Here is a 21,915-nt window from a genome sequence, read left to right on the forward strand (position 1 = left end):
ATCCCCAATCCCCAATCCCCAATGTAACGATTTGTCTAGCAGTTTCAGAGCGGATCTAGCATTTATGTAACATTAAATGAACAATAAAGATAAAAGGAATTAATTCATGCCTTATACAAACGAAGAAGGCGGTCTTCTGAATAATTTTGCCCGGGAACCAAAGATTTATCAAGCAGAACCTGCCACAGAAGGGCAAAAGCGAACTTATATCTTTCTAGGAATTGCCGCTACAGCTTTGGTTGGCAGCTTGATTACAGTCGCCTTCTTTGTTTCTCAGAGCAGTTGAGCAAAAATCATATAAAATTTCATCTTTATAGTTTTTCAGGTTCCGATTTCAAGAGGGGCCTGCTTTTTTATTTTTTGTTAAAATTGAATAAAAAATTAAAGTATAATTATATACTATTATATTCTAGAATACTTGAAAAGCTCGATTTATCTACAACAGCACAACTTTTAGTTTAGAAAATTATTTTTATTATAAGATTAGCCCACTTGAATGCGCCCAGAAAGGTGATATGTAGTGTGTTTTGGCTCTTTAGCCGCCATGAGCGTGAATGATACTGTACACAATGATAATTCTAGTTGGAATCGGCAAGTATACCACCGCCTGAAACTTGCCCTGAGTCTTGGCCTACGACGACAACTTTTTTTAGCAGTATGTGATGATTTACACTTAAGAAATCAAGTAGCGGGTCGTTTGCATTCTACATTGGCTTATCCTATTGGACAAGTGCTATCTCAGCCATCAAATGCCCAGGAAAATAGCACTCCAGCTTATCCGCGACTAGTGACTTTACGTTTGAATTTAAACGATCCCAATCCCATACTTCAAATAAATCAATGGTTGGCAAACTATCCACCGCCAATTGTTGGGGCATCAAAAGATACCCCTGGAAGACCTTTTCCAGTACCAGCATTTCAGATTGTCGGCGTCGAGCATCTCACCAAGCAAACAGTCGCTACACAACGGTTATTTTTGCACCATCTGCGCTTAAGTGAACAATATTTCTCTGTACAAGAATCTAGCCGATTCCTTGAATCTAACTTGCTGTTGTGGATACCGCGTCCTTGGTTATCTGCTATCAAGCAATCAGCGCCACAGTTTTGGCGTTGTCGGACTGGCGTATTTGTGTTTGCCGGAGAACCTACACCAGCGACTCAGAATTCAGGTTATCCAGAACGTTTTTCTAATCCCAGAAGCTTGGATTTAGGCTATATTGAGCAGTCGATTGTAGATGAATCAGTTACCCAAACAGAACTCAGAACCGCAGATACCGAGTTAAAGTTGAAGAATAATTCCGATTTTCCGGCAGAAACACAAGGGAATAGCGTACATAAAACCCAGGAATCGCCATCAACAGCAGATTTATTGAAGGCTGCGCCACAACAGCAGGAATCTACTAATAGGTCTGGTAGTGGGAGTAATAATCAATCACTGTCGTCTTTATCTCATATTAGTAGCGAGTTAACAGAGCTAATAATAGCAACAATAAATACAAATATTGCTCAAAATACAGAGGATTACTTACAACCGCAGCAGATTTTGTTGGAGATTGAAGAATTACACCAAAAGCAAGTTCCAGGGGAGGTACTTGCAGAAGCTTATCATCGCTTGGGCACTTTATACCGCCTTCGCATTGAGCAAGGAGAGTCAACCCTAGAAAATCTGATGGTGGCAATTATTGCCTATCAGGAGGCAATTAGCTACAACGAAACTTCATTACAACTCCCAGATATCTTGAATGATTTGGGTACACTCTACTGGATGCTATACCGTACACCGCCCAATTCTGAGGAGGGACAAACTTATATAGAGCAGGCAATAGAATTTTATCAGTTGGCGTTAAAGATGATCTCACCCCAGACACATTTAGAAACTTACGCTCGTGTGCAAAATAATTTGGGGACGGCTTATGGTGATTTAGCTCGTTTTTCTCACCCATCTGAAAATTGGCAGCAAGCAATTTTAGCTTACAACGAAGCACTTAGCTACCGTACAGCCGATATGGACTCATTAAAGTATGCGGCTTGCCAGAACAATTTGGGTACTGCTTACTGGCATCTAGGGCAATACAACCAACCGATTGTGCATTTAAAGAAAGCGATCGCAGCTTACAACGAAGCACTTTTACACTATAACCCCGAACAGGAACCGCTCAAGTATGGCATGATTCAAAACAACATCGGCACCGCCTGTTGGAATCTGGCACAATACGAACAACCTGCCCAAAATCTCCAGCTAGCTATAGATGTCTACAGCGAAGCTCTCAAGTATCGCACTCCAGCGAATGTTCCCAGTGCCTGCGCCGCTACACAAAATAATCTAGGTACTGCCTACTGGCATTTAGCAAACCTATCTCAAACAACTAAAGAGGCACGGCAAAAGTATCTGCAACTATGTATCAGCGCTTACGAAGAGGCCATAGCCTTGGCTCACTCACTTAGCGGTACTCCTTTAAGTTTTGATTTACTTGCCTCTTATAATAACCTGGGACTGGCACATTATCAGCTAGTAATAGATAAGTCGTTTAATGGTGACAAAGCAACACGTTCTCAACACCTAGAAGTATCATTAGACAACCATTTGCAAGCCTTAAACGGATTAAGTAAACAGCCAGAGACTTATCAAACAACCTTTACTTATATAGTGAAAACTATTCGTGCTTTTCATAATGAATTAGGCATACAGGGACAAAATTTTGCTTTATCTAAAGTTCCTAGTCAGCTGTTGCCAGAGATTTTGTCAAAGCTATAAAGCATATACCGAAAACCCTTGAAAAAGAGGACAAGAAGACAAGGAGAATTGGGGACAAGGGGAAAGACTTGTTGCAAGTTCTCACCTTTTGTCACCTTGTCTTTCCTACTCCCTGCTCCCCTGCCTCTTATTCAAGTTGTTAAACTTCGGTTGGAATTACACGCTTTTTTATCCCTTGCGGTTGGTTATCCTTGAATTCGACCAACGAATCACATTCGTCCCAATAGCGCGGGGAGTGTTAAAAAGAGTAACATTATATTGACTTGACAATTAATCAGAGAACCAAGTAAGGTAACTATCACAATTACTGTTTTACTAATTAAAAATTGGTAAAATATTTTGACAATTCATAATCTTAAATTAATAAAATTAAATTTTCAATAATATTTTATCATATAAAAATCCAATAAAGTATTGGCGTGTTTTCCGTAAATTTACTAAGGTAGACTGGAGACATAGTTAACAAAGCTCCAGAATGAGATTTGGATACTTAAGTTATGAAACTAAGTTTGGTTTTTGCGACTGCTATATGTAGTTTTTTTGTGGGTGCGACCACAGCACTTGGTTTCTCTGACCAAGCAGATGCTCTAACTTTTTCTGGGATCTCTACTGGTACATGGGGAGAACCTAATCCAGGAAGCACCGATACCAATCCCAATCCCATATACACAGGTGTGGGAAACAACACATTTACTTGGGGTGATGCTAATGTGTGTCCACCAACTCCAAATCCTCCTAGTGGGTGTACAATAACAGGCTCAAATCAACTTACCTTGACTGGAAATTCGTTTTCAACTGACATTAACTCTGTATTCAAAATAGCTGATTTAAGTTACTTTAATGGAACGGTAGTTAAAGGTACAAGCGTTGAAGATGTACCTTTAAATCTCAATGTATCCTTCAGCGCTCCCGTTGGAATCAGCCAAGTTTTTGACTTCAAGTTGCATCTAGTAAATACACCTAATGACGCAAAAAATTCTGAAGAAGAGAATGCAGACTTTGTATCTATAGACGAAAACTTGAGTAATGCCACTTTTACCTTTGAAGGCAATAAATACACGCTTGAACTAACAGGTTTTAATCCAGACGTTGGCCAGATAAGTATTAAGGCTTTTGAAGGAGCCACAACTAAAACAGCTATTTATGCCAAAATCAAAACCATACCTGAACCTGCAACAGTGGCGGGTCTATTGCTGCTAGGGATGTACCTGATATCTAGTAAAAAATTGCTGGAGAAGAAATACTAAGAGATAAAGCTCTTAAAACATCTGCTCCTGTTCCCGCTTGAGGATGTAATATACACTAGAGAATTTTTCGGCTCCAATACGAGGTTTATAGCGGTTCTCATAGCTGCGAGAAACCCTAGCGACGATACGCCAGTTTGCTCAACTCTCTTAAGACGCCCACACAACTGGCTCCTGTATTTTATGCAATTGAGAACTGCTATATACCCATATTCCATAATTGATAAATTTTAACCCAGCACAAGAATTGCTGCGATCGCATCCAAATTTATTCTCAATAACCTTTACTACTTAACAAAAGAATTTGAGATTTTAGATTGACCCCATGCCTGTTTCTTGCCCGTTCCCGTAGGGTAGGCAGTTGCTCGGAATAAATATTTTACTACTCTTAGGAATGTGAATTAAATAACATCCAAATATGGTTTTTAACCTCACCCCGCCTTTGACGAAAGTCAAAGTCTCCCCTCTTTGAACTCACAAAGAGGGGTTGGGGGTGAGGTTTTGTACTTTATTAAATCCGCGTTCCTTAGGGACTGACAAATAAAAAAATACTCAACTACTTCTTGTGAGGTTGGTGACACGAGCGCTCGTAGCCAAGAGCGGACAAGATGTCCACCCCACAAGATTGGATAATTTATTTGTTGGAAGTCCCTTACTAAAGAGAGGGATTGAGGGTAAGGTTTGAGCTTATGTTTAATTACGCCTAGCTACTTATAAGACGTGCAAGGGACGAGTGAAACTCGTGCTGAGGTCTTCTGACCAGAGGCGGGGTGTCCCCAGCTTTGCTCCTGACTGACAAAGAAAGCGAAAACCTTTCCCAAGTTTTAGCAAATTAAATCTACAATAGAAGTAAGAGTTCGCAGTCAGCCCATTCGCCTCTATTCAGTGGTGTAGATATGTGGACGTAAACAATGAAACAATTTTGGAAACAATTAGAACAATTTTGCGTCATGTTGAGAGTATCTCACCATCTATTTAGTGGCGCACATTAGCAAGATACAAATGTTTAAGGAGCGATATTTCCCATAGGCGTAGCTGTAACACTAACTCCACGTTATATAAGCACCTTCATATTCGGAATGCGCCTAGAAACAGGTTTTATAAATTTCAGAAACAAACTCAGTGAATCCACGTCATTAGATACATAACATACACAAAGGTTTAACCACTTATGACTCGTCTACATCAATGGAAATCTGGAACTGCTGCGCTTATGGCAATAACCGTTACTGCAAGCGTAACTGCCCCACTGTTAACTTTAACTCCTGCTAATGCACAATACAGAATTGGGCCATACAGAACTGGGCAATATGGAAACGGAAACGTTACCATTCCTTCTGGGGTTGCTTTACCTGTTACCTACGATAAAGAGACAATTACTATTGCTCCTGGAGAAACTAAATCTCTAACCTTGAGAATAGCAAATGACATTATCGACAGGAATAGAAATGTCTTGATTCCCGCCGGTACTAAAGTAAATGGACGACTAGAAGCTGTTGACCTAGATAGTTATTCAAGAGATACAGATGATAATCAAGGAAAAGGCGTGCGGTTTGTAGCTCAAGAATTAGAATTTTCTAATGGTCAACGTCAGTCGATTAATGCAAGTTCTCGGACATATACCACAACTCAAAGAGTTTCACAGGGGCCCAACACCAGTCAGGTTTTAACTGATGCAGCTATCGGTGCGGGTGCTGGTCTTTTAGGTTCACTAGTTACTGGTAACCGCAGAATTGACGATTTAAAACCTGTTATCGGTGGGGCTGCGGGTGCGGGAGCAAGTGTGCTGTTGAGGAAAAAACAAGCAAATGCCTTTGTTCTTAGACCCGCACAAGACTTGAGGCTCACACTGAATTCTAACTTGAATTTAGTACCAGTATCTCGCTACTAGATTTAACTCAATTCCAGTCGTGACTTTAATCACCCCTAATAGGCGATCGCAACTTTAAATATACTGTGCGATCGCCTTAATTTTTAATAGTAAAAATTCTATTTAACAGCAACCATTCTACCTCTATATCGTCTTAATCAGTATCAATATTTATTAGAATCCTTATTTAATTGCGCTATGTAAAGAGCTAGAAAAATCGGCTCTATTTCCTTCTCTATCCAAAAGAGTATTCAAAATTACGTAATATCCTGATATTTTTATTAAATAGTGGCAAAGTGGCAATAAAGGAGCTTTTACTTGTGGAAATTCAAGGTTTCGGTATAGGCGTATGTCTTGCAATTCCCGTAGTATTAAGTCTTTTAACTCAGGAAGAAAGGATAAAAGAATTTTTAGTTCAAAACGTCCATCAAGTATCCACTAACAAGGAAATGAGCCTATCCAGCCCCGAGCTAATTAGCGCGAATTCAAAACCGAAAACATACTATGTTAGTGGTAGTGGAAACGACGGAAATAACGGACTCTCTACTTCATCCGCCTTTAGAACAATTCAAAAGGCAGCAAACTTGACTAATCCTGGGGACACTGTATTCATTATGAATGGAGTGTACAAGAATGCAAGCCCAAATGGGAACGTAGTATCTATTATTCGCTCTGGAAGAGCAAATGCATGGATTAGGTATAAAGCATATCCCGGGCATTTGCCAAAAATTCAGCACAATGGATGGAATGGTATCCTGATTTCAAATGGAGCTTCATATATTGAGATCAACGGGCTGGAGGTCATAGGGAACAATGCCAATATCACCCTTGATTATGCGATAAGTCAGAAGAATAACACACGAAACCCACTGACAAATGGAAACTGCATCAGCGTAAATGCAGGAAAAAATGGTCGTAGTCACCATCTACGTATTGTCAATAATAAGGTACACGATTGTGGAGGAGGAGGCATTGCAACGGCGCAATCCGACTATGTGACAATAGATAATAACGTGGTGTTCAATAATGCTTGGTATAGCGTTTATGGTAACAGTGGCATTTCAATGTTGAACAATTGGAATTCTGACAATAAGCGGGGATACAAGATGTTCGTTACCAACAACAAGACCTACAACAATCGTATGTACATCCCTTGGATTGCAGTCGGAAAGATCACAGACGGTAATGGCATCATTATCGATAGTTTAAGAAACAATCAGAATAACTTAAAATTGAGTGCATATACAGGACGTACTTTAGTTCAAAACAATCTTACATTTAATAATGGTGGTTCCGGTATTCATGCATTTTTAAGCGACCATATTGATATTGTAAATAATACTGCTGTTTTAAATAATCAGAGTCCAGAACTTAACGAGGGGCAAATCTTTGCCACTAAGTCATCTGATGTCAAAATTTTAAGGAACATTCTTTATGCATCTACGGGCAAGGTTATTAACAGTAATATCGGAAATCAAAACGTTATTTATGACTATAATATCTACCTCAATAGTTCTAAGATAACTGTTAAGGGATCTAATGATGTTGTTGCAGACTCAGAGTTTTTAAGTAAGCATCCCACTGTAGAAAGAATATCTAGCGATTGGAAATCAAAGCTAGATAAACAAAATCCGTCAACCCGGAGTAATGTAGAGTCTAAGTCGGCAAGTTTAGTTTGTGAGCCAATGACTTATACTTTGCAAAGCAAACCCATCCAAGCTGGATGCTCCTCGACATCTTTAGCTCAAACTACTGCTTCATCTTCGGCTCAAACTACTGCTTTTTCTGATGTTTCATCTAACTATTGGGCGGCACAATTTATTCAACAATTGTCAGGGCGAGGTGTAATTGCCGGATTTCCTGATGGTAGCTTCCGCCCTGAAGAACCTGTGACACGCGCTCAATTTGCCGCTATGGTCGATAAAGCTTTCCGAAAATCACAGCAACGGCAGGCGATCGCTTTTTCTGATGTGCCTAGCAACTACTGGGCATCCAGTGCCATTGGGCAAGCCTATAGCATTGGTTTCTTAGCAGGATATCCTGGTAATCGCTTTCAGCCTAACCAGGTTATTCCCCGCCAGCAGGTTTTGGTTTCCCTCGCCAACGGTCTGGGATATACTTCTGGTGGCAATAACGAAAGCACTCTGAGGTATTTCAACGATGCGTCTAAGATCGCTAACTATGCCCGTAGCCCGATCGCAGCAGCAACAGAGAAGCAAATTGTGGTGAACTATCCGAATGTGAAGTCCCTGAATCCAACCGCAAATGCTACTCGCGCCCAGGTAGCAGCTTTTATCTACCAAGCACTGGTTAGTTCTAATCAAGCCCCAGCAATTAACTCGCCATACGTCGTGTCAAACCCCGGCAATTAACTCGCCATATATCATAACTCAATTCAAGTCGTGACTTTTATCACTCCTGATAGGCGATCGCCACTTTAACTATAGTGTGCGATCGCCTTCATTTTTAACCCTAAGAAATCTATTTTTCAGCAACTATTCTATCTCTATATCGTCTCACTCAATATTCATATTTTTTAAAATACTTATTTAATAGCGTTAATCGGTAATGGGCTGATTAAACTGTTATCTCTTGCTAGCTCTGTTAGCAGGTGTTTTTAATTTTAAATAGCTTAGTTTCCTATATGTCGGAAGTAATGCTTTTTACAAAAAGCATAAATAATTGGGAACTTGATACTTTACTAAATGTCTAATTAATTAACAGTAAAAAAAATAATTGTAGCGGAGTTAAAAATTAATGTTTACTTTAAATCGTTTGCAATCTGGAACAGCTGCACTCATGGCTTTAAGCGTCACAGTCGGTACTGTAGGGCCTTTCATTACAGCTTCACCATCTTTTGCTCAAACTACTTTTTCTGATGTTTCATCTAGCTATTGGGCAGCACAATTTATTCAAGAATTGTCAGCGCGAGGTGTAATTGCCGGATTTCCTGATGGTACTTTTCGCCCTGAAGAAGCGGTGACACGCGCTCAATTTGCCGCTATGGTCAATAAAGCTTTCCAAAAACCAGCGCAACGGCAGGCAATCAATTTTGCTGATGTGCCCAGCAACTATTGGGCATCCAGTGCCATTGGGCAAGCCTATACCATTGGTTTCTTATCTGGTTATCCTGGAAATCGTTTTGAGCCTAACCAAGCTATTCCCCGCCAGCAGGTTTTAGTTTCCCTCGCCAACGGTCTAGAATATAGTCCTATCGGTAATACCGAAAGCACTCTGCAATACTTTAACGATGCTTCTAACATCGCTAGCTATGCCCGTAGCCCGATCGCAGCAGCAACAGAGAAGCAAATTGTGGTGAACTATCCTAATGTGAAGTTCCTGAATCCAACTGCAATTGCCACTCGCGCCCAGGTAGCAGCTTTTATTTACCAAGCGTTGGTTAGTTCTAATCAAGCCTCAGCAATTAACTCGCCTTATGTTGTGGCTGTCGGGTCTACTACCCCCACACCTGTAGCTGTGACAATTCCCCAAGGGACTGCTATCCCTGTGAAGTATGACAAGGCAGAAAAAATTCTGGTTACAAAGGATGAAACAGCGCCTTTGACATTGACAGTATCCCAAAACGTGGTTACGCAAGACGGATCTGTAGTGATTCCTGCTGGTAGTCAGGTTATTGGTCAACTCAAACCTGCTACAGGTGGTTCTCAATTCGTTGCCGAGAAACTGGTTTTGACCAATGGTCAGGAGTATCAGCTTAACGCTACTTCAGACGTGATTACCAAAACTGAAACTGTCAAGAAGGGTACTAGTATTGGTTCAATTATCAAGAATACTGTATTGGGCGCAGGTGCAGCAACTGCGGTATCTGCTGTCACAGGCGATCGCGCCATTGCCACAGAAGAAGTCTTGGGTGGTGCTGGTATCGGTGCGTTGGTTGGTCTGTTCTTCGGTAAAAATAGTGTTGACTTAATCGCCATTGACCCAGATACCGATTTACAAATGACCATCAATCAAAATTTACTAGTCTCGCTCAAATAGTTATGAATGATAAGTTATGAGTGAGAAGTTATGAGTGAGAAGTTATGAATGAGGAGTTATAAATTGAAGCCTGTGTTTAATTGAAAACTCCAAACTCCAAATTCCTAACTTTAAACTCCTAATTCCTAACTAACTTCCAACTTCTGGTAACCAAATAATAAATGTAGTCCCCGGCGCATCGGGTGAAGTTACCTTAGAGTTGATTGCAGGGCTGAAAACCTCGATTTCACCCTGCATTTGCTCTATTAATTGTTTAGCGATCGCTAACCCCAAACCAGTACCGGGGATTTCTGTTTGCGCTTGTACACCTCGATAATGCCGTTCTCCAAGATGTTCTAAATCCTGGGGGGGAATGCCAGGCCCGTTGTCACTAATGACAATTCCCTGAAAATTAGCCTTTTCTGGCCCCGCCTGAATCAAAATTTTGCCACCAGTGGGAGTGTATTTCAAAGCATTATCAATAATGTTAGTTAACACCTCTGGTAATGCTTTGACGTTGGCACGTACTAGGGGTGAATTCTGTTGAATTTCAGTTATTAGTTTTAGCTTTCGCTCTTGTGCGATCGCTTTGGCTGATATTAATAATGGTTCTAATATATCTGCTAACGAGCAGTCAACTGCTTTATCTCCCGTTCCCGGCAATAATAACGGCGGTTTAGCGTCTTTTTGGATAGTTGCTTCTACAAATACTTCTTTGGGGAGATGTAGTGGTGCTAAATCTGCCTCTGTTAAGTCAATTACTTGATCAAATTGTTGCAGCAATTCTTGGAGGCGATCGCTTTCCCGCACAATACTAGTTGCCACATTTCGGTTGGCATCTCCTGGCCTGAGCCTTTTCAATAGCAGTTTACCAAAAGTCCGCAATGCCGTTAAAGGGTTACGAAACTGATGCAACAGGTTATCCAGCAAATCCCGCTGTTTTTCTTGGAGAATTTGTTGCTCATGCAACTGCTGCTCAAACCATGCTCGCCGTTGATCTAAAATACAAGCGATCGCCAGTGTTTGGGCTATCCGTTGAATCTGACTTTCCTCATGTTCATTCCATGCCCGGTCTTCCCTACCCGTCACTAGTAACCCCATCATCACACCCTCATAAACCAGAGGTAAAACAATTTGGTTGCCACTAAATAAATATTCCTCTTTTAGATGGGGTTGAGACGCATCTGGTATCTCAGACTCCGGTGACGAGGTTGGAGATTCTGATCCTGCTGTCAATAACCTTCTCTGATGATTGGGTAATCTAAACACATTTTCAACTTGAAGTTGCTTGTGTACTGTCGCTTCAGCAGTCTCTTCCCCTGGTGGTAATAATGCTGTTTCCGGGTAAATTACCACAGGAATCAGTTTGGCCTCACCCGAAGGAGTCTCTACCAATTCTTGTGTCAGGTACACAATACTTAAAGTTGCTCCCAGCCCTTGGGTTAGCAGCGCTATTTGCTCTCGACATAGAGCAAGAAAATCGGAACTGGCAGACATTAACATTTTTTAGCTTTTGCTCAAGATTACAGATTTTGAGGCATGATTAAAAGAGGATACTTAGTTTTTACCTCATCCATTTAATAAAGCTTAACTAAAATCTTCTTAGTGATGGTTTGTACCAAGGGATTATATCCGAATGGTAATTTTGTTTTCCCTATCTCCAAAGATATTAACTTTCTTATATTAAAAGGTGAAAAACTATTGATATTTTGAACTAGAACCTATATAATTGCGACTGATTTTGTAGCTATCACTACAATCTATAGCTTGAAAGAGGAGGACAATAGATTGGCAAGGAGACGCAAAAGGAAAAGTCGTCGTCGTCAGGAAGGACGGCGGATTTTGGAACATGTGCCTCAATATAGCATCGAAAGTGGCGAAGAAAAACCGGTGACAGCAGCGAGAAGATTCATTCAAGCTGAAGGGATTTTGCCACCGGCGTTGCTACTTGTAAAGCGAAATGAACACACCACAGACCGTTATTTCTGGGCAGAAAAGGGACTCTTTGGTGCTCAATACGTAGAGGAAAACCATTTCTTGTTTCCTAGCTTGAGGGTGTTAGAACCTTCGCCAGGTCAAGAACCTCTCGCTTTAGCTAGTCGGTGAACCATAAACGGTCATCTTACGCATTGAATGTGGCTCCTGACTATTATTAACTGGCAAAGTTGCTAAGTTTATGCAGAATTTAATTTTTTTTAGTTTGGAGCTGATTTGCTTTTTAAGGCTAGTCCAGGTAGTTAAAAAATCAACTTGTGTCAAACCACGCTAGATTGCATGGAGTGATACTAGTGTCATGGTACAGAAGGGAGTGGGTATAGAGCCAACCGCCTCCAAAAGCGCTAGTGAAGTTGCGCTCTTATGCCGTAAATTGTTAACCAAGCTCTGTCAACAAATTTAAGTTAATGAATTTAAATTTTCCCCACGACACAAGTCGTGGGGAAAATTGACAAAGCAGAAGTCTTGATTTCCTCCTTCCTACTTTCCATTGCCTAAAGAGTAGGTCAGATCAGAAGTCTGCATATCATAGTTAAGAAATGGTCATAAAAACCAACAATTATTCACCAGCCTTAAGCTGTAGAGTCCTCTGTAACTCGCTGAGTTCATCTCGATGGGCAACTACAGTGATTTTACTTGAGGAGGTTTGTCCGCTCTGAGTTGTTTCTACTTTGAGCGACACCTTCTCAAGTCTTCCAGATTTTTTCCAATAAAATAGACCACTTAAAGGCGACAGCAGTACCATAGCCAGAACAAAGGTACTGAGGTTAGGAAAAAGCAGGTACACCACTAGTGATAGACAAACAATACCAGTCGCTGCCAGCAGAGTTAAAAATATAGCTAAGAACCAACTGGGGCGAACATTACCTTCAAAAGTCACTTTGTTTTGTTCTTGGTCTATCCCTGCCACTCGGTAAGACCGCGTACGAAAATACTCTTTTAATTGAGACATTAAAGCAGCTTCGTCTTGCTCAGATACCAGTTGCGCTGTTTCTATGCGGTCTTTAGTCGAGGCACGAATAAAGAAAAACAGCCCAACCGATAACAACAAGGTTAGCAGGAACGTAGATGGCAGAATAGCAGTATCCATAACTAATTGTTACTGTTTGACTGGAGGAGACTTATTCATTATCAATTATTCGTTACTTTGTCCTCCTATTGATGTAGTCAAGCCATTGAAAAGCTAAATCCTGCGCTTGAACTTGCCATTCTGGAGAAACTTGGTACATTCGCCTGGGGCGTCCTCGTCCTTCGAGTTTCTTCCAATATCCAGTGATTGCCCTTTCATCTTCCAGAAATTTGATTGCACTATAAAGTACGGTATCCGAAAGTCTATAGGTTGGATATTCAGTTTCTAATTGCTCAATCAACTCGGTTCCGTAGGATTCACCTTGTAACAAAACAGACAGTATGTAACAAACTGCTACTTCCTGACAAAGGTAAGTTGGCGGAGGATTCTCAAAGAATTGATATATATCCTCAAGTTTCATGGTTAGTGAATGGCTAAAAAAATGCCTTAGGGTAGGGTCTACAATCCTTGTAGTAAGTATATACTGCTACAATTAAGTAAATAATAAAACATAAAACTACTTAGACTAGATTTCCAAAGCGTAAATACGAAATAATTATCCACGCCTGTGAATTTGTGGGACGAGTTTGCGAGTTTTAGGGGCACAAAATAGTGTATCCCTACTCGATCTCGATACGGGTAGTGAGGAGCGAACAGACACTGGCAAAGTCACTATCTTGGTGTTAAGTGATGCCGAGCTAGTTAAAACTGCTTAAGCAATAAAATGCCATCGAAGAAATTTTACAGGTAAAATGCTATTTTGTCTGTAAAAGTTAATAAACACTTTGTTTTACAGTGATTTTCCCAATGCGAATTCTGAAAGCTTACGCTAAGGGATATGTCTGGGTTAAAGCTGCTACGCCAGTGAAAACACTTAAGCAGTAACCATTACTGATTTTCTCAACAAGAGAATCTTTTGTCTGTTATGGCAAGTGTGATAGTAAATTTATCAAAGAAGACCCAAAGGCGGGGGGAAAGAAGACCTGACAATTCAGGTTATATGGAAAAGCGAACGATTAACCTAACCCCCTAACCCCCTTTCCGACGCGGGAAGGGGGAAAATTCAAAGTCTCTCGCCTAGAAGGAGAGAGAAATAGAAGTAAGGTTTTCCAGATACCGTAAAAAGTCAGAAAGAAGACGGGGAAACGCTATGACGAGGGTAAAGAACTCTCCGTGTCTCTGTCGTTTCCCCGTTTCCCCGTGTCCCTTAATCAAGCGCCCAGCACATTGGTGATCAGTATGTCACAAACTCCCGATGCTCCATCATCTTCCTCAACTCTCCGGGCAATTGCCCAAACTTTTCGCCTTACAGGTTGGATTAGCTTCTGGATTCAGCTAGTACTTGGCGTTGTTTCTAGCATAATTGTGCTGCTGTTCGCCTTCTTTAATCAAAGAACTGGCAGTCCTAGTAATAATCCTGGGACTGGCTTTGGCGTATTTTTAGCAGTTTGTGGACTGGTTGTTTTGGGTGGGGGGATTTATTTAGCTTACCGTTACACTAGAATTGGCAAGCAATTGGAATCCTCCAATCCCAGCAACCGCCCTCGGAAAAGCGACACTGTGCAAGTATTACGCTTAGGAGTGTGGGTGAATTTAGGGGGAACGCTGGTGACTCTTCTGGGGGCACAAGCGATCGTTGGGACGCTGGTAGGAAGATCCATATCTCCCCAAGCCATAACTACGCAATTTTTTGACCCCACCCGAATTATTAGCGGTCTAGATATGCTTGTGGTACAGGCAAACACCAACACGGTCTCAGCGCATTTTGCAGGGCTTGTGGCATCACTTTGGTTGCTCAATCGCATTAACCGTGCTTAGAAAATCAGAGGAGTAATACCAAATTTTGGATTTTAAATTTTTCTAGCCCTGGTAAGATTGGCAAGGCCAAATTTTTATGTTTGCTTTTCTGCTGATAGCAAGCCAAAATCAGTATATGCTGATGTGTTGGCAGGAAGATAATAGGCTAAAAACTGAGAAAAATCTGTGCTGGATATCAAGCAAATACGGGAAAATCCGCAATTAGTTCAAGAACGATTGAATAGTCGTAGTGGTAAATACGACATTGAACCGATATTACAGTTAGATCGGCAACAACGGGAACTTGAGGGAACGCGCAGTCAACTCCAAGCTCGTAGCAACGAAATCGGTAAAATTGTCGGGCAAAAGATTAAATCTGGGATCAATCCTCAAGACCCAGAAATTCAAGCTTTGCGGGATGAAGGGAACTCTGTCAAAGCTACGTTAAGCCAACTGGAGCCCCAAGAAAAAGAACTCAAAGCTGAAATTGCCCAACTTGTGTTGGCACTTCCCAACTTACCAAGCGACTCTACACCCCTTGGTAAAAATGAAGAAGATAATGTAGAAGTGCGCCGTTGGGGTGATGAATACATTCTCCAAAATCGGAATATTCTGCCTCACTGGGAAATTGGCGAAAAACTGGGTATTCTCAATGTTGAACGAGCTGTGAAAGTTGCCCAAAGTCGCTTTGTGACTTTGATAGGCGCTGGTGCAGCATTGGAGAGGGCATTAATTCAATTTATGCTGACTCTTCATACTCAAGCTGGGTATGTGGAAGTCAGTCCGCCACTGTTAGTTAATACCGAGTCATTGACGGCGACCGGTCAGTTACCCAAGTTTGCTGAAGAAAGCTTTAAATGCGCTGATGACGATTTGTGGCTAATTCCTACAGCTGAAGTTCCCGTTACAAATCTTTATCGGGGTGAAATTCTCGCTGCTGAAGACTTACCTATTTACCACTGTGCTTTTACTCCCTGTTTTCGCCGGGAAGCTGGTAGCTATGGGCGCGATATGCGGGGATTAATTCGCCTGCATCAGTTCAACAAGGTGGAAATGGTGAAATTTGTCGAACCGAGTACGTCTTTTGATGAATTGGAAAAATTGGTAGGGAATGCAGAAGCAATTTTACAGGCGTTGCGGTTGCCTTACCGAGTAGTAAATTTAAGTACTGGGGATTTGGGATTTGCCTCTAGCAAAACTTATGATTTAGAGGTTTGGTTACCCTCTTCTGGCAAATACCGCGAGATTTCTAGTTGTTCCAATACTATAGATTTCCAGGCACGACGGGCTGATATTCGTTTCAAAGAGGCGGGGAAGAAAGGTACTCAGTTCGTACATACTCTCAACGGTTCGGGTTTGGCTGTGGGACGGACGATGGCAGCAATTTTGGAGAATTATCAACAACCTGATGGGACAGTGAGGATACCAGAAGTCCTGCAACCTTACTTGGGGCGGGAAGTATTGTAATTAGTCATTAGTCATTAGTCATTAGTCATTTGTCTTTTACCAATGCCCCATACTTCTCTTCTTAGGCTGCGCCCTAAGCGTAGCTATGCCGCAGGCTTTACGGCAACTCTTGGAGACGCACTCGCGAACGCTGAGTACAAGTGCCCCATGTCCAATGCCCAATTAGAATGGAAGTAACTATAGCTTAATATTTTCACTAATTTACTCTATGTCAGTTTTAGCAGCGATCGCAGTCTTGGCTGTTTTGATCTTGGTACACGAGTTGGGACATTTTGTTGCAGCCCGTTCTCAAGGCATTCTCGTTAACCGCTTTTCTTTGGGTTTTGGCCCAGTTCTTTTGAAGTATCAAGGTTCACAAACCGAATATGCTGTCCGCGCCTTTCCCTTGGGCGGCTTTGTGGGCTTTCCCGATGATGACCCCGATAGCGATATTCCACCCAATGACCCAAATCTGCTGCGTAACCGTCCAGTTTTAGACCGGGCGATAGTTATCAGTGCCGGAGTAATCGCCAATTTAATATTTGCCTACTTGGTGTTGGCTCTGCAATTGGGTATTGTCGGCATTCCCAAGGAATTAAACTATCAAGCTGGTGTCGTTGTACAGCCTATTAATCAAGAATCTGTTGCCTACCAAGCAGGAATTCGGGAAGGAGATATTATTCTGGCTGTTAACGGTCAAGAACTCCCGGCTTCTGATAAATCAACTCCTTTGCTGACAAAAGAAATTAAAACTCATCCCAATCAGCAAATCGAACTGAAAATTCTGCGTCAAAATCAACAACAAACCCTGAATTTAACACCAAAACTAGGAGCCGATGGCAAAGGTGTAGTTGGTGTGGCACTCAGTCCAAATGCTACAGCAGTTTATCGCCGTCCTAATAGTCCTTTTGAAATTTTCGGCATTGCTGCTAACAGGTTTCAACAATTATTTGTTGGTACACTTAGCGGTTTTGGGCAGTTAATTACCAACTTTCAACAAACTGCTGGACAAGTTTCTGGCCCAGTTAATATTGTCAAAATCGGTGCAAAATTAGCTGAGGACAATACCGTAAACTTGTTGTCTTTTGCGGCAATTATCAGCATTAACTTGGCTATTATCAATATTTTGCCTTTACCAGCTTTGGATGGCGGACAACTCGCTTTTCTGCTGATTGAAGGTTTACGCGGTAAGCCTGTACCCGCCCGGATTCAAGAAGGCGTAATGCAAACAGGTTTGGTGTTACTCTTAGGGTTAGGAATTTTTCTGATCGTCAAAGAAACCACCCAATTAACTAGCCAATTGGAATGGGTACAAAAATTGTTCCAGTGAAAATAGAGAGTGGAAAGTCGGGAGTGGGGAGTAGGGAAAAGAAACTTTTACCTTTAAGGAAGCGATCGCTAGAAATTTTAGCTCGTCTGAAGCGTCTTTATCCAGATGCTACCTGCTCTTTAAATTACTCAACGCCAGTACAATTGTTGGTGGCAACAATTCTTTCTGCACAGTGTACTGATGAGCGGGTGAATAAAGTAACGCCAGCTTTATTTGCTCGGTTTCCTGATGCTGAGAGTTTAGTGATCGCTGACTTGGTAGAATTAGAAACCTTGGTGCGTTCAACAGGGTTTTATCGCAATAAAGCCAAGAACATTCAAGCTGCCTGTCGGATGATTGTTACTGAGTTTAACTCTGTTGTGCCTAACCAAATGGAGCAATTATTAAAGCTTCCAGGTGTGGCGCGCAAGACAGCAAATGTAGTCTTGGGTCATGCTTATGGCATTAATGCTGGTGTGACAGTAGATACTCACGTTAAGCGCCTCAGTGAACGTTTGGGTTTAACTCAAGCAAAAGACCCCGTTCGGATTGAGCAAGATTTAATGGGTTTATTGCCTCAGCCTGATTGGGAAAATTGGTCAATTCGGCTGATTTATCACGGTCGTGCTATTTGTAAAGCACGCTCTCCCGTCTGTATTGCTTGTGAACTTGCTGATTTATGTCCTGCTGCGAATAAGCCAGTGGTTGTAGGGTAAGCGACACAAGTAACCCCAGAATTGATGGAGAGACTGTAGAATGGAAAACGGTGTCTTTAAATAATGTTAGAGAATATATGGCAAAAAAGAGCTTGATTGAGCGCGAGAAAAAGCGCACCAGGTTGATAGAAAAGTATGCTGACAAGCGGGAAACTCTTTTGGAAGAGTTCAGAAGTGCAGCATCTCCTCTGGATAAGCTGGAAATCCACCGGAAGATTCAACAGCTACCCCGGAATAGTGCGCCCACCCGCCACCGCAACCGTTGCTGGTTGACTGGTCGTTCTAGAGGTGTTTACCGCGATTTTGGACTGTCTCGGAACGTGCTGCGAGAATGGGCGCATGAAGGTCTTTTGCCTGGAGTTGTTAAGGCTAGCTGGTAAAAAGTTATGAGTGATGAGTTATGAGTGATGAGTTATTAATTGAGACAAACCTAACTCCTAACTCCTAACTTCTAACTCCTAACTATTATTGACCACAACATTTATCAATTCCCAGACTTTCTAAGAGTAGATCGCTGACAGCGTTGGCGATCGCAAACTCTCCATAGAAGCTATTGGAAAAATCATACGACTGCATCTCTGTGACAATGGCAATTACCAGAGAACCAAGGTCGTTTTCTCCTTCCATCCGTTGACGCACAAAAATCTGTGCGGCTCGTTGGGCAATGTTTTGGTTGACTGCTTCGGGGATAAATTCTGTATCTAGCCACCGTTGTAAACGTTCTCGTAACCATTCACCTTCGAGCAACGGATTTTCAGGCGGTGGTAGGGTAATGGGTGGAATTGGTTGAGTCATCTTTTTTATTTTAAATGCAGAGGGACGCGGAGGGAAGCGCAGAGGAACGCAGAGAATGATTGATAGGATCAAATTGCGTTTCTAAGAGTGTTTTTTTTATATTTATTTATGCAATATGATATCGCGGCTATTGTTGAGGGTTATGCACAAGGCTATTTTCTCATGGCTGATGAGCGCGATCGCCTGAGTTGGTACGGAAGTCGCGATCGGACTTTTATTCCTTTGGATGAACGGTTTCGCTACCCTAAGTCTTTGCAGCGTGTCTTGAATCAAGAGCGTTTTAGTGTGGCTATTAATCGGGACTTTCAAGCTGTGGTGGCTGGGTGTGCTGACAGAGAGACAACTTGGATTTCACCGGAATTACAAAAGATTTACTGGCTACTTTACCAGAGTGGTTATGCTTTTAGTTTTGAAACTTGGCAGGGTGACGAATTAGCTGGGGGAATTTTAGGAATTGTTATTGGTGGGGCTTTCATTGGAGAGTCGATGTTTTACCGGATTCCTGAAGGTTCGAAGGTAGCGATGGTAAAGTTGGTGGAAAGATTGCGTCAGAGGAAATTTGTGTTTTTTGATGCCCAAATGATGAATCCTCATTTGGAGAGGTTTGGGGCTTATCGGGTTGAGCATGAAGAATATCAAATTTTACTTAAGCAAGCGTTGCAATGTCATTGTTTTTTGGTATAGTTCCGTAAACTTTTTAACATAGCTTTTCCTGTTATGTAAAAATAGTGCTTAAGCGAGGCCAAATTGTATAGGACATTTGATGCAGTAGCTTTTTCAGGCTTAGGGCGCAATTTCGAGGTTATTTGTGAGAAGCCGAGATTCGGATAACAAAATTTTCCATGAGTAACGAAAAATCTGATACTACACTTCAATTTAACTTGCTTGATAATGGAGTTGACTTCATACTTAAGGGTATAGATGAACTTTTTGATGAAGCCCATGTGCTTAGAGAGTATTCCAGCGCTACACATATAACTATAAGTAGCTACAAGTATGGTGTGTTGCATCTATTTTCTGGCTTTTTATTGCTTCTTAAAGAACGTCTTTCCCGTCATTTACCAGAACTTATCTTTAAAGGGCGAGTCAATGAAGTAAAACAAAAAATATCTTCTGGGAAGACTCCTAATACAATTGACCTGGATGAAGCATTAGAAAGGCTTGAGATTGACCCAAAAGTTATATTTTCTAACGATGAGCTTGAAGTAATTAGGACTGTTCAGGATATTAGAAACCAGTTTGAGCATTATAAAGTTTCCACTAATAAATATCGTTTATGGACGAATATTTCAAAGTTTTTGGAGTTAATTGATAGATTTCTTGTTAACGAGCTTCAAATAAATATTGAAGCTTCATCTGAAAGCTTAGAACTTCAGAAAAAAATACATACTATTGATTCAATATGGAAACGTATCGAGCACCAAAAAAAACAAAAGTGGAATCAAGATATTCAGCTTAAACTTAGAAAATTTAAGCGTAACCATAGTCGTATTATTCAAGAAATAGAGCAAGAATATAGAGTCAATAAAGGAGCATACTTTCCATTTACGATATGCCCAGATTGCTATCAAGAAAGTCTGATTACGCTTGGGGAATTTGAAGGTATCTGTAGCAACTCAGAGTGCAATAGTATTAATCCTCTAACAGAGTGTGGTAGATGTGGGGAAGTCATGACAGGTTTTTCCTGGAACTTTGGTTTCTGTGAGTCTTGTTCCGAGTGGATGGATGAACAGTAGCACTATGCACCACAGCACAACAATTCGATTGGAGTGAACGGTCGAAAGTCCTGATGCTGAGTTTGGTCGTGAGAAAATAGGGTAGAAAAATAGATAACATTCATGCCCAGGAAAATTCGGGAATTAAAAGCTCAGATTGCGCGTGAAGGATTCGTTTATTTGCCTAAGCGTGGCAAAGGTAGTCATGAGCGTTGGCTACATCCTTTGCTCAAAAAAACACTAACTATTCCCGGTAAGGATGGAGACGATGTGCCAATCTACCTAGAAAAACAGTTAGCAAGTTTATTGACTGAACTCCAAGAGTTAAGGGAGGACGAGGATTTATGAATCGATACAGTATGATTCTTCAATGGTCTGATGAAGATCAGCTTTTCCTAGTCACGATTCCAGAGTTTGCCGATCGCGTTATTATGCCTTGCACTCATGGCAAAACTCGTGAGGAAGCTATTCGTAATGGTGAAGAAGTGATTGAAATGTACTTGGAAGCTTGGCAAGTAGAAGGTGAATCTATTCCTGAACCTAGCACGCTTCAAATTGCCTGATTACCATTCCAAAACCTCAAAGGAAATGTTCACTGCTGATATGCCTCTGGTGAACTGTGGGGGTGTTGAGTAAGTAATATAATCTCTCTAATACCAATTTTGTATGAAGTTGCATAGAATTAGAAAGCTAAAACCTTTGCTTGGCAATCCTTTCACCCTTATCCTGTTTCATGCAGCTTTACAATAATTTGGTATAAGATGGATAGGGCGATCGCTCAATTTTCTCTTCAGGTACCATATAAATGGTAGCTGAATTATGCACAAGACAATACCAGCCCATTTAGCAAGTACTTATCAGTTGTTCTAGTGTGCTTTTTTGCAAGGCATTAATGATCGGGGATACTTACCTTTGCTATCAATACTTTACACAAATATGTCCGATCGCAGTTTAGCTCAAGTGGTTGCTGAGTATACCGGAAAAGATTACCATATTGTCCTAAATGATGTCTATCGAGTTGGGTCAATGACGAGTTTTTCAGATGAGGCCATTGATTCCGTCAAGCAAGAGCTGATAAGTTGCAACTATGAAAAGTGGTTAGCAGATGAGTAATGAAGCGATCGCTCCATTTTCTTGATGCTCACAAAGTGGAGAAGCATCACGTTAAATTGTAAGAAGTGATGTAAAGAGCGCCTACCTTACATATACCGGGTTAAAGACTATCT

At 41.3% G+C, this 21,915-nt stretch carries 20 protein-coding genes and 1 pseudogene; 17 read left to right on the forward strand and 4 right to left on the reverse strand.

Annotated features, from left to right (window positions below; genetic code table 11):
• Window positions 1–106 precede the first annotated feature (106 nt).
• The 6 genes and pseudogenes from psb34 (at window position 107) to ACFFAP_RS14405 (ending at window position 9,868) form a co-directional block, all read left to right on the forward strand.
• A complete protein-coding gene (psb34, locus tag ACFFAP_RS14380; protein ID WP_375511839.1) occupies window positions 107–286 on the forward strand; it encodes a photosystem II assembly protein Psb34 in 180 nt (59 codons plus the stop codon).
• Window positions 287–544: 258 nt separating this feature from the next.
• Window positions 545–2,755, forward strand: a complete 2,211-nt coding sequence (locus ACFFAP_RS14385) for a tetratricopeptide repeat protein (protein WP_375511860.1) — start codon at window positions 545–547, stop codon at window positions 2,753–2,755.
• 497 nt (window positions 2,756–3,252) lie between these two features.
• Window positions 3,253–4,002 carry a choice-of-anchor K domain-containing protein gene (locus ACFFAP_RS14390; RefSeq protein WP_375511840.1) on the forward strand — a complete coding sequence of 250 codons (750 nt, stop codon included), beginning with the start codon at window positions 3,253–3,255 and terminating at the stop codon, window positions 4,000–4,002.
• 1,168 nt (window positions 4,003–5,170) lie between these two features.
• Window positions 5,171–5,890, forward strand: a complete 720-nt coding sequence (locus ACFFAP_RS14395) for a conjugal transfer protein TrbI (RefSeq protein ID WP_375511841.1) — start codon at window positions 5,171–5,173, stop codon at window positions 5,888–5,890.
• Window positions 5,891–7,554: 1,664 nt separating this feature from the next.
• Window positions 7,555–8,226, forward strand: a pseudogene (locus ACFFAP_RS14400) (S-layer homology domain-containing protein); the annotation flags it as partial.
• A gap of 400 nt (window positions 8,227–8,626) precedes the next feature.
• Entirely contained in the window at window positions 8,627–9,868 is a 1,242-nt protein-coding gene (locus ACFFAP_RS14405) for an S-layer homology domain-containing protein (protein ID WP_375511842.1), read from the forward strand.
• Window positions 9,869–9,997: 129 nt separating this feature from the next.
• Here the strand turns inward: ACFFAP_RS14405 and ACFFAP_RS14410 are convergent, their stop codons facing one another.
• Window positions 9,998–11,350: an ATP-binding protein gene (locus tag ACFFAP_RS14410; RefSeq protein WP_375511843.1), complete on the reverse strand. Its 1,353-nt coding sequence runs from the start codon at window positions 11,348–11,350 to the stop codon at window positions 9,998–10,000.
• Window positions 11,351–11,635: 285 nt separating this feature from the next.
• Between ACFFAP_RS14410 and ACFFAP_RS14415 the strand changes: the two genes are divergently transcribed.
• On the forward strand, window positions 11,636–11,953 hold the full coding sequence (locus ACFFAP_RS14415; protein WP_041566316.1) for a DUF3155 domain-containing protein: 318 nt from the start codon (window positions 11,636–11,638) through the stop codon (window positions 11,951–11,953).
• A gap of 448 nt (window positions 11,954–12,401) precedes the next feature.
• On the opposite strand, the gene ACFFAP_RS14420 is transcribed toward ACFFAP_RS14415, so the two are convergent.
• Window positions 12,402–12,932 (reverse strand): cofactor assembly of complex C subunit B, encoded by a 531-nt coding sequence (locus ACFFAP_RS14420; RefSeq protein WP_375511844.1) that lies wholly within the window; start codon window positions 12,930–12,932, stop codon window positions 12,402–12,404.
• A 52-nt stretch (window positions 12,933–12,984) separates the two neighbouring features.
• A complete protein-coding gene (locus tag ACFFAP_RS14425; protein WP_100899707.1) occupies window positions 12,985–13,332 on the reverse strand; it encodes a PadR family transcriptional regulator in 348 nt (115 codons plus the stop codon).
• Between the two features lie 818 nt (window positions 13,333–14,150).
• Between ACFFAP_RS14425 and ACFFAP_RS14430 the strand changes: the two genes are divergently transcribed.
• From ACFFAP_RS14430 to rpsN, 5 genes are all read left to right on the forward strand, one after another.
• Entirely contained in the window at window positions 14,151–14,729 is a 579-nt protein-coding gene (locus tag ACFFAP_RS14430; protein ID WP_375511845.1) for a DUF3611 family protein, read from the forward strand.
• A 165-nt stretch (window positions 14,730–14,894) separates the two neighbouring features.
• Entirely contained in the window at window positions 14,895–16,175 is a 1,281-nt protein-coding gene (gene serS, locus ACFFAP_RS14435) for a serine--tRNA ligase (RefSeq protein ID WP_375511846.1), read from the forward strand.
• A 208-nt stretch (window positions 16,176–16,383) separates the two neighbouring features.
• The gene (gene rseP / locus ACFFAP_RS14440; RefSeq protein ID WP_375511847.1) at window positions 16,384–17,484 is read left to right on the forward strand and encodes an RIP metalloprotease RseP; all 1,101 of its coding nucleotides are present in this window, start codon (window positions 16,384–16,386) and stop codon (window positions 17,482–17,484) included.
• On the forward strand, window positions 17,460–18,179 hold the full coding sequence (gene nth / locus ACFFAP_RS14445) for an endonuclease III (RefSeq protein WP_375511848.1): 720 nt from the start codon (window positions 17,460–17,462) through the stop codon (window positions 18,177–18,179). Before rseP ends, nth begins: the two co-directional genes overlap by 25 nt.
• A 77-nt stretch (window positions 18,180–18,256) precedes the next feature.
• A complete protein-coding gene (gene rpsN / locus ACFFAP_RS14450) occupies window positions 18,257–18,559 on the forward strand; it encodes a 30S ribosomal protein S14 (RefSeq protein ID WP_375511849.1) in 303 nt (100 codons plus the stop codon).
• A gap of 85 nt (window positions 18,560–18,644) precedes the next feature.
• On the opposite strand, the gene ACFFAP_RS14455 is transcribed toward rpsN, so the two are convergent.
• The gene (locus ACFFAP_RS14455; RefSeq protein ID WP_012410384.1) at window positions 18,645–18,974 is read right to left on the reverse strand and encodes a hypothetical protein; all 330 of its coding nucleotides are present in this window, start codon (window positions 18,972–18,974) and stop codon (window positions 18,645–18,647) included.
• Between the two features lie 108 nt (window positions 18,975–19,082).
• On the opposite strand from ACFFAP_RS14455, the gene aat reads away from it, so the two are divergent.
• From aat to ACFFAP_RS14480, 5 genes are all read left to right on the forward strand, one after another.
• Window positions 19,083–19,658, forward strand: a complete 576-nt coding sequence (gene aat, locus ACFFAP_RS14460) for a leucyl/phenylalanyl-tRNA--protein transferase (RefSeq protein WP_375511850.1) — start codon at window positions 19,083–19,085, stop codon at window positions 19,656–19,658.
• A gap of 158 nt (window positions 19,659–19,816) precedes the next feature.
• Window positions 19,817–20,710, forward strand: coding sequence for a hypothetical protein (locus ACFFAP_RS14465; RefSeq protein ID WP_375511851.1), 894 nt, complete (start codon window positions 19,817–19,819; stop codon window positions 20,708–20,710).
• 102 nt (window positions 20,711–20,812) lie between these two features.
• Window positions 20,813–21,037 carry a type II toxin-antitoxin system HicA family toxin gene (locus ACFFAP_RS14470; protein ID WP_375511852.1) on the forward strand — a complete coding sequence of 75 codons (225 nt, stop codon included), beginning with the start codon at window positions 20,813–20,815 and terminating at the stop codon, window positions 21,035–21,037.
• Window positions 21,034–21,252, forward strand: coding sequence for a type II toxin-antitoxin system HicB family antitoxin (locus tag ACFFAP_RS14475; protein ID WP_100899697.1), 219 nt, complete (start codon window positions 21,034–21,036; stop codon window positions 21,250–21,252). The genes ACFFAP_RS14470 and ACFFAP_RS14475 overlap by 4 nt, the downstream gene beginning before the upstream one ends.
• A gap of 316 nt (window positions 21,253–21,568) precedes the next feature.
• Entirely contained in the window at window positions 21,569–21,802 is a 234-nt protein-coding gene (locus ACFFAP_RS14480) for a DUF3349 domain-containing protein (protein WP_375511853.1), read from the forward strand.
• Window positions 21,803–21,915 lie beyond the last annotated feature (113 nt).

Source organism: uncultured Nostoc sp., from assembly GCF_964245575.1.
Classification (GTDB): Bacteria; Cyanobacteriota; Cyanobacteriia; order Cyanobacteriales; family Nostocaceae; genus Nostoc.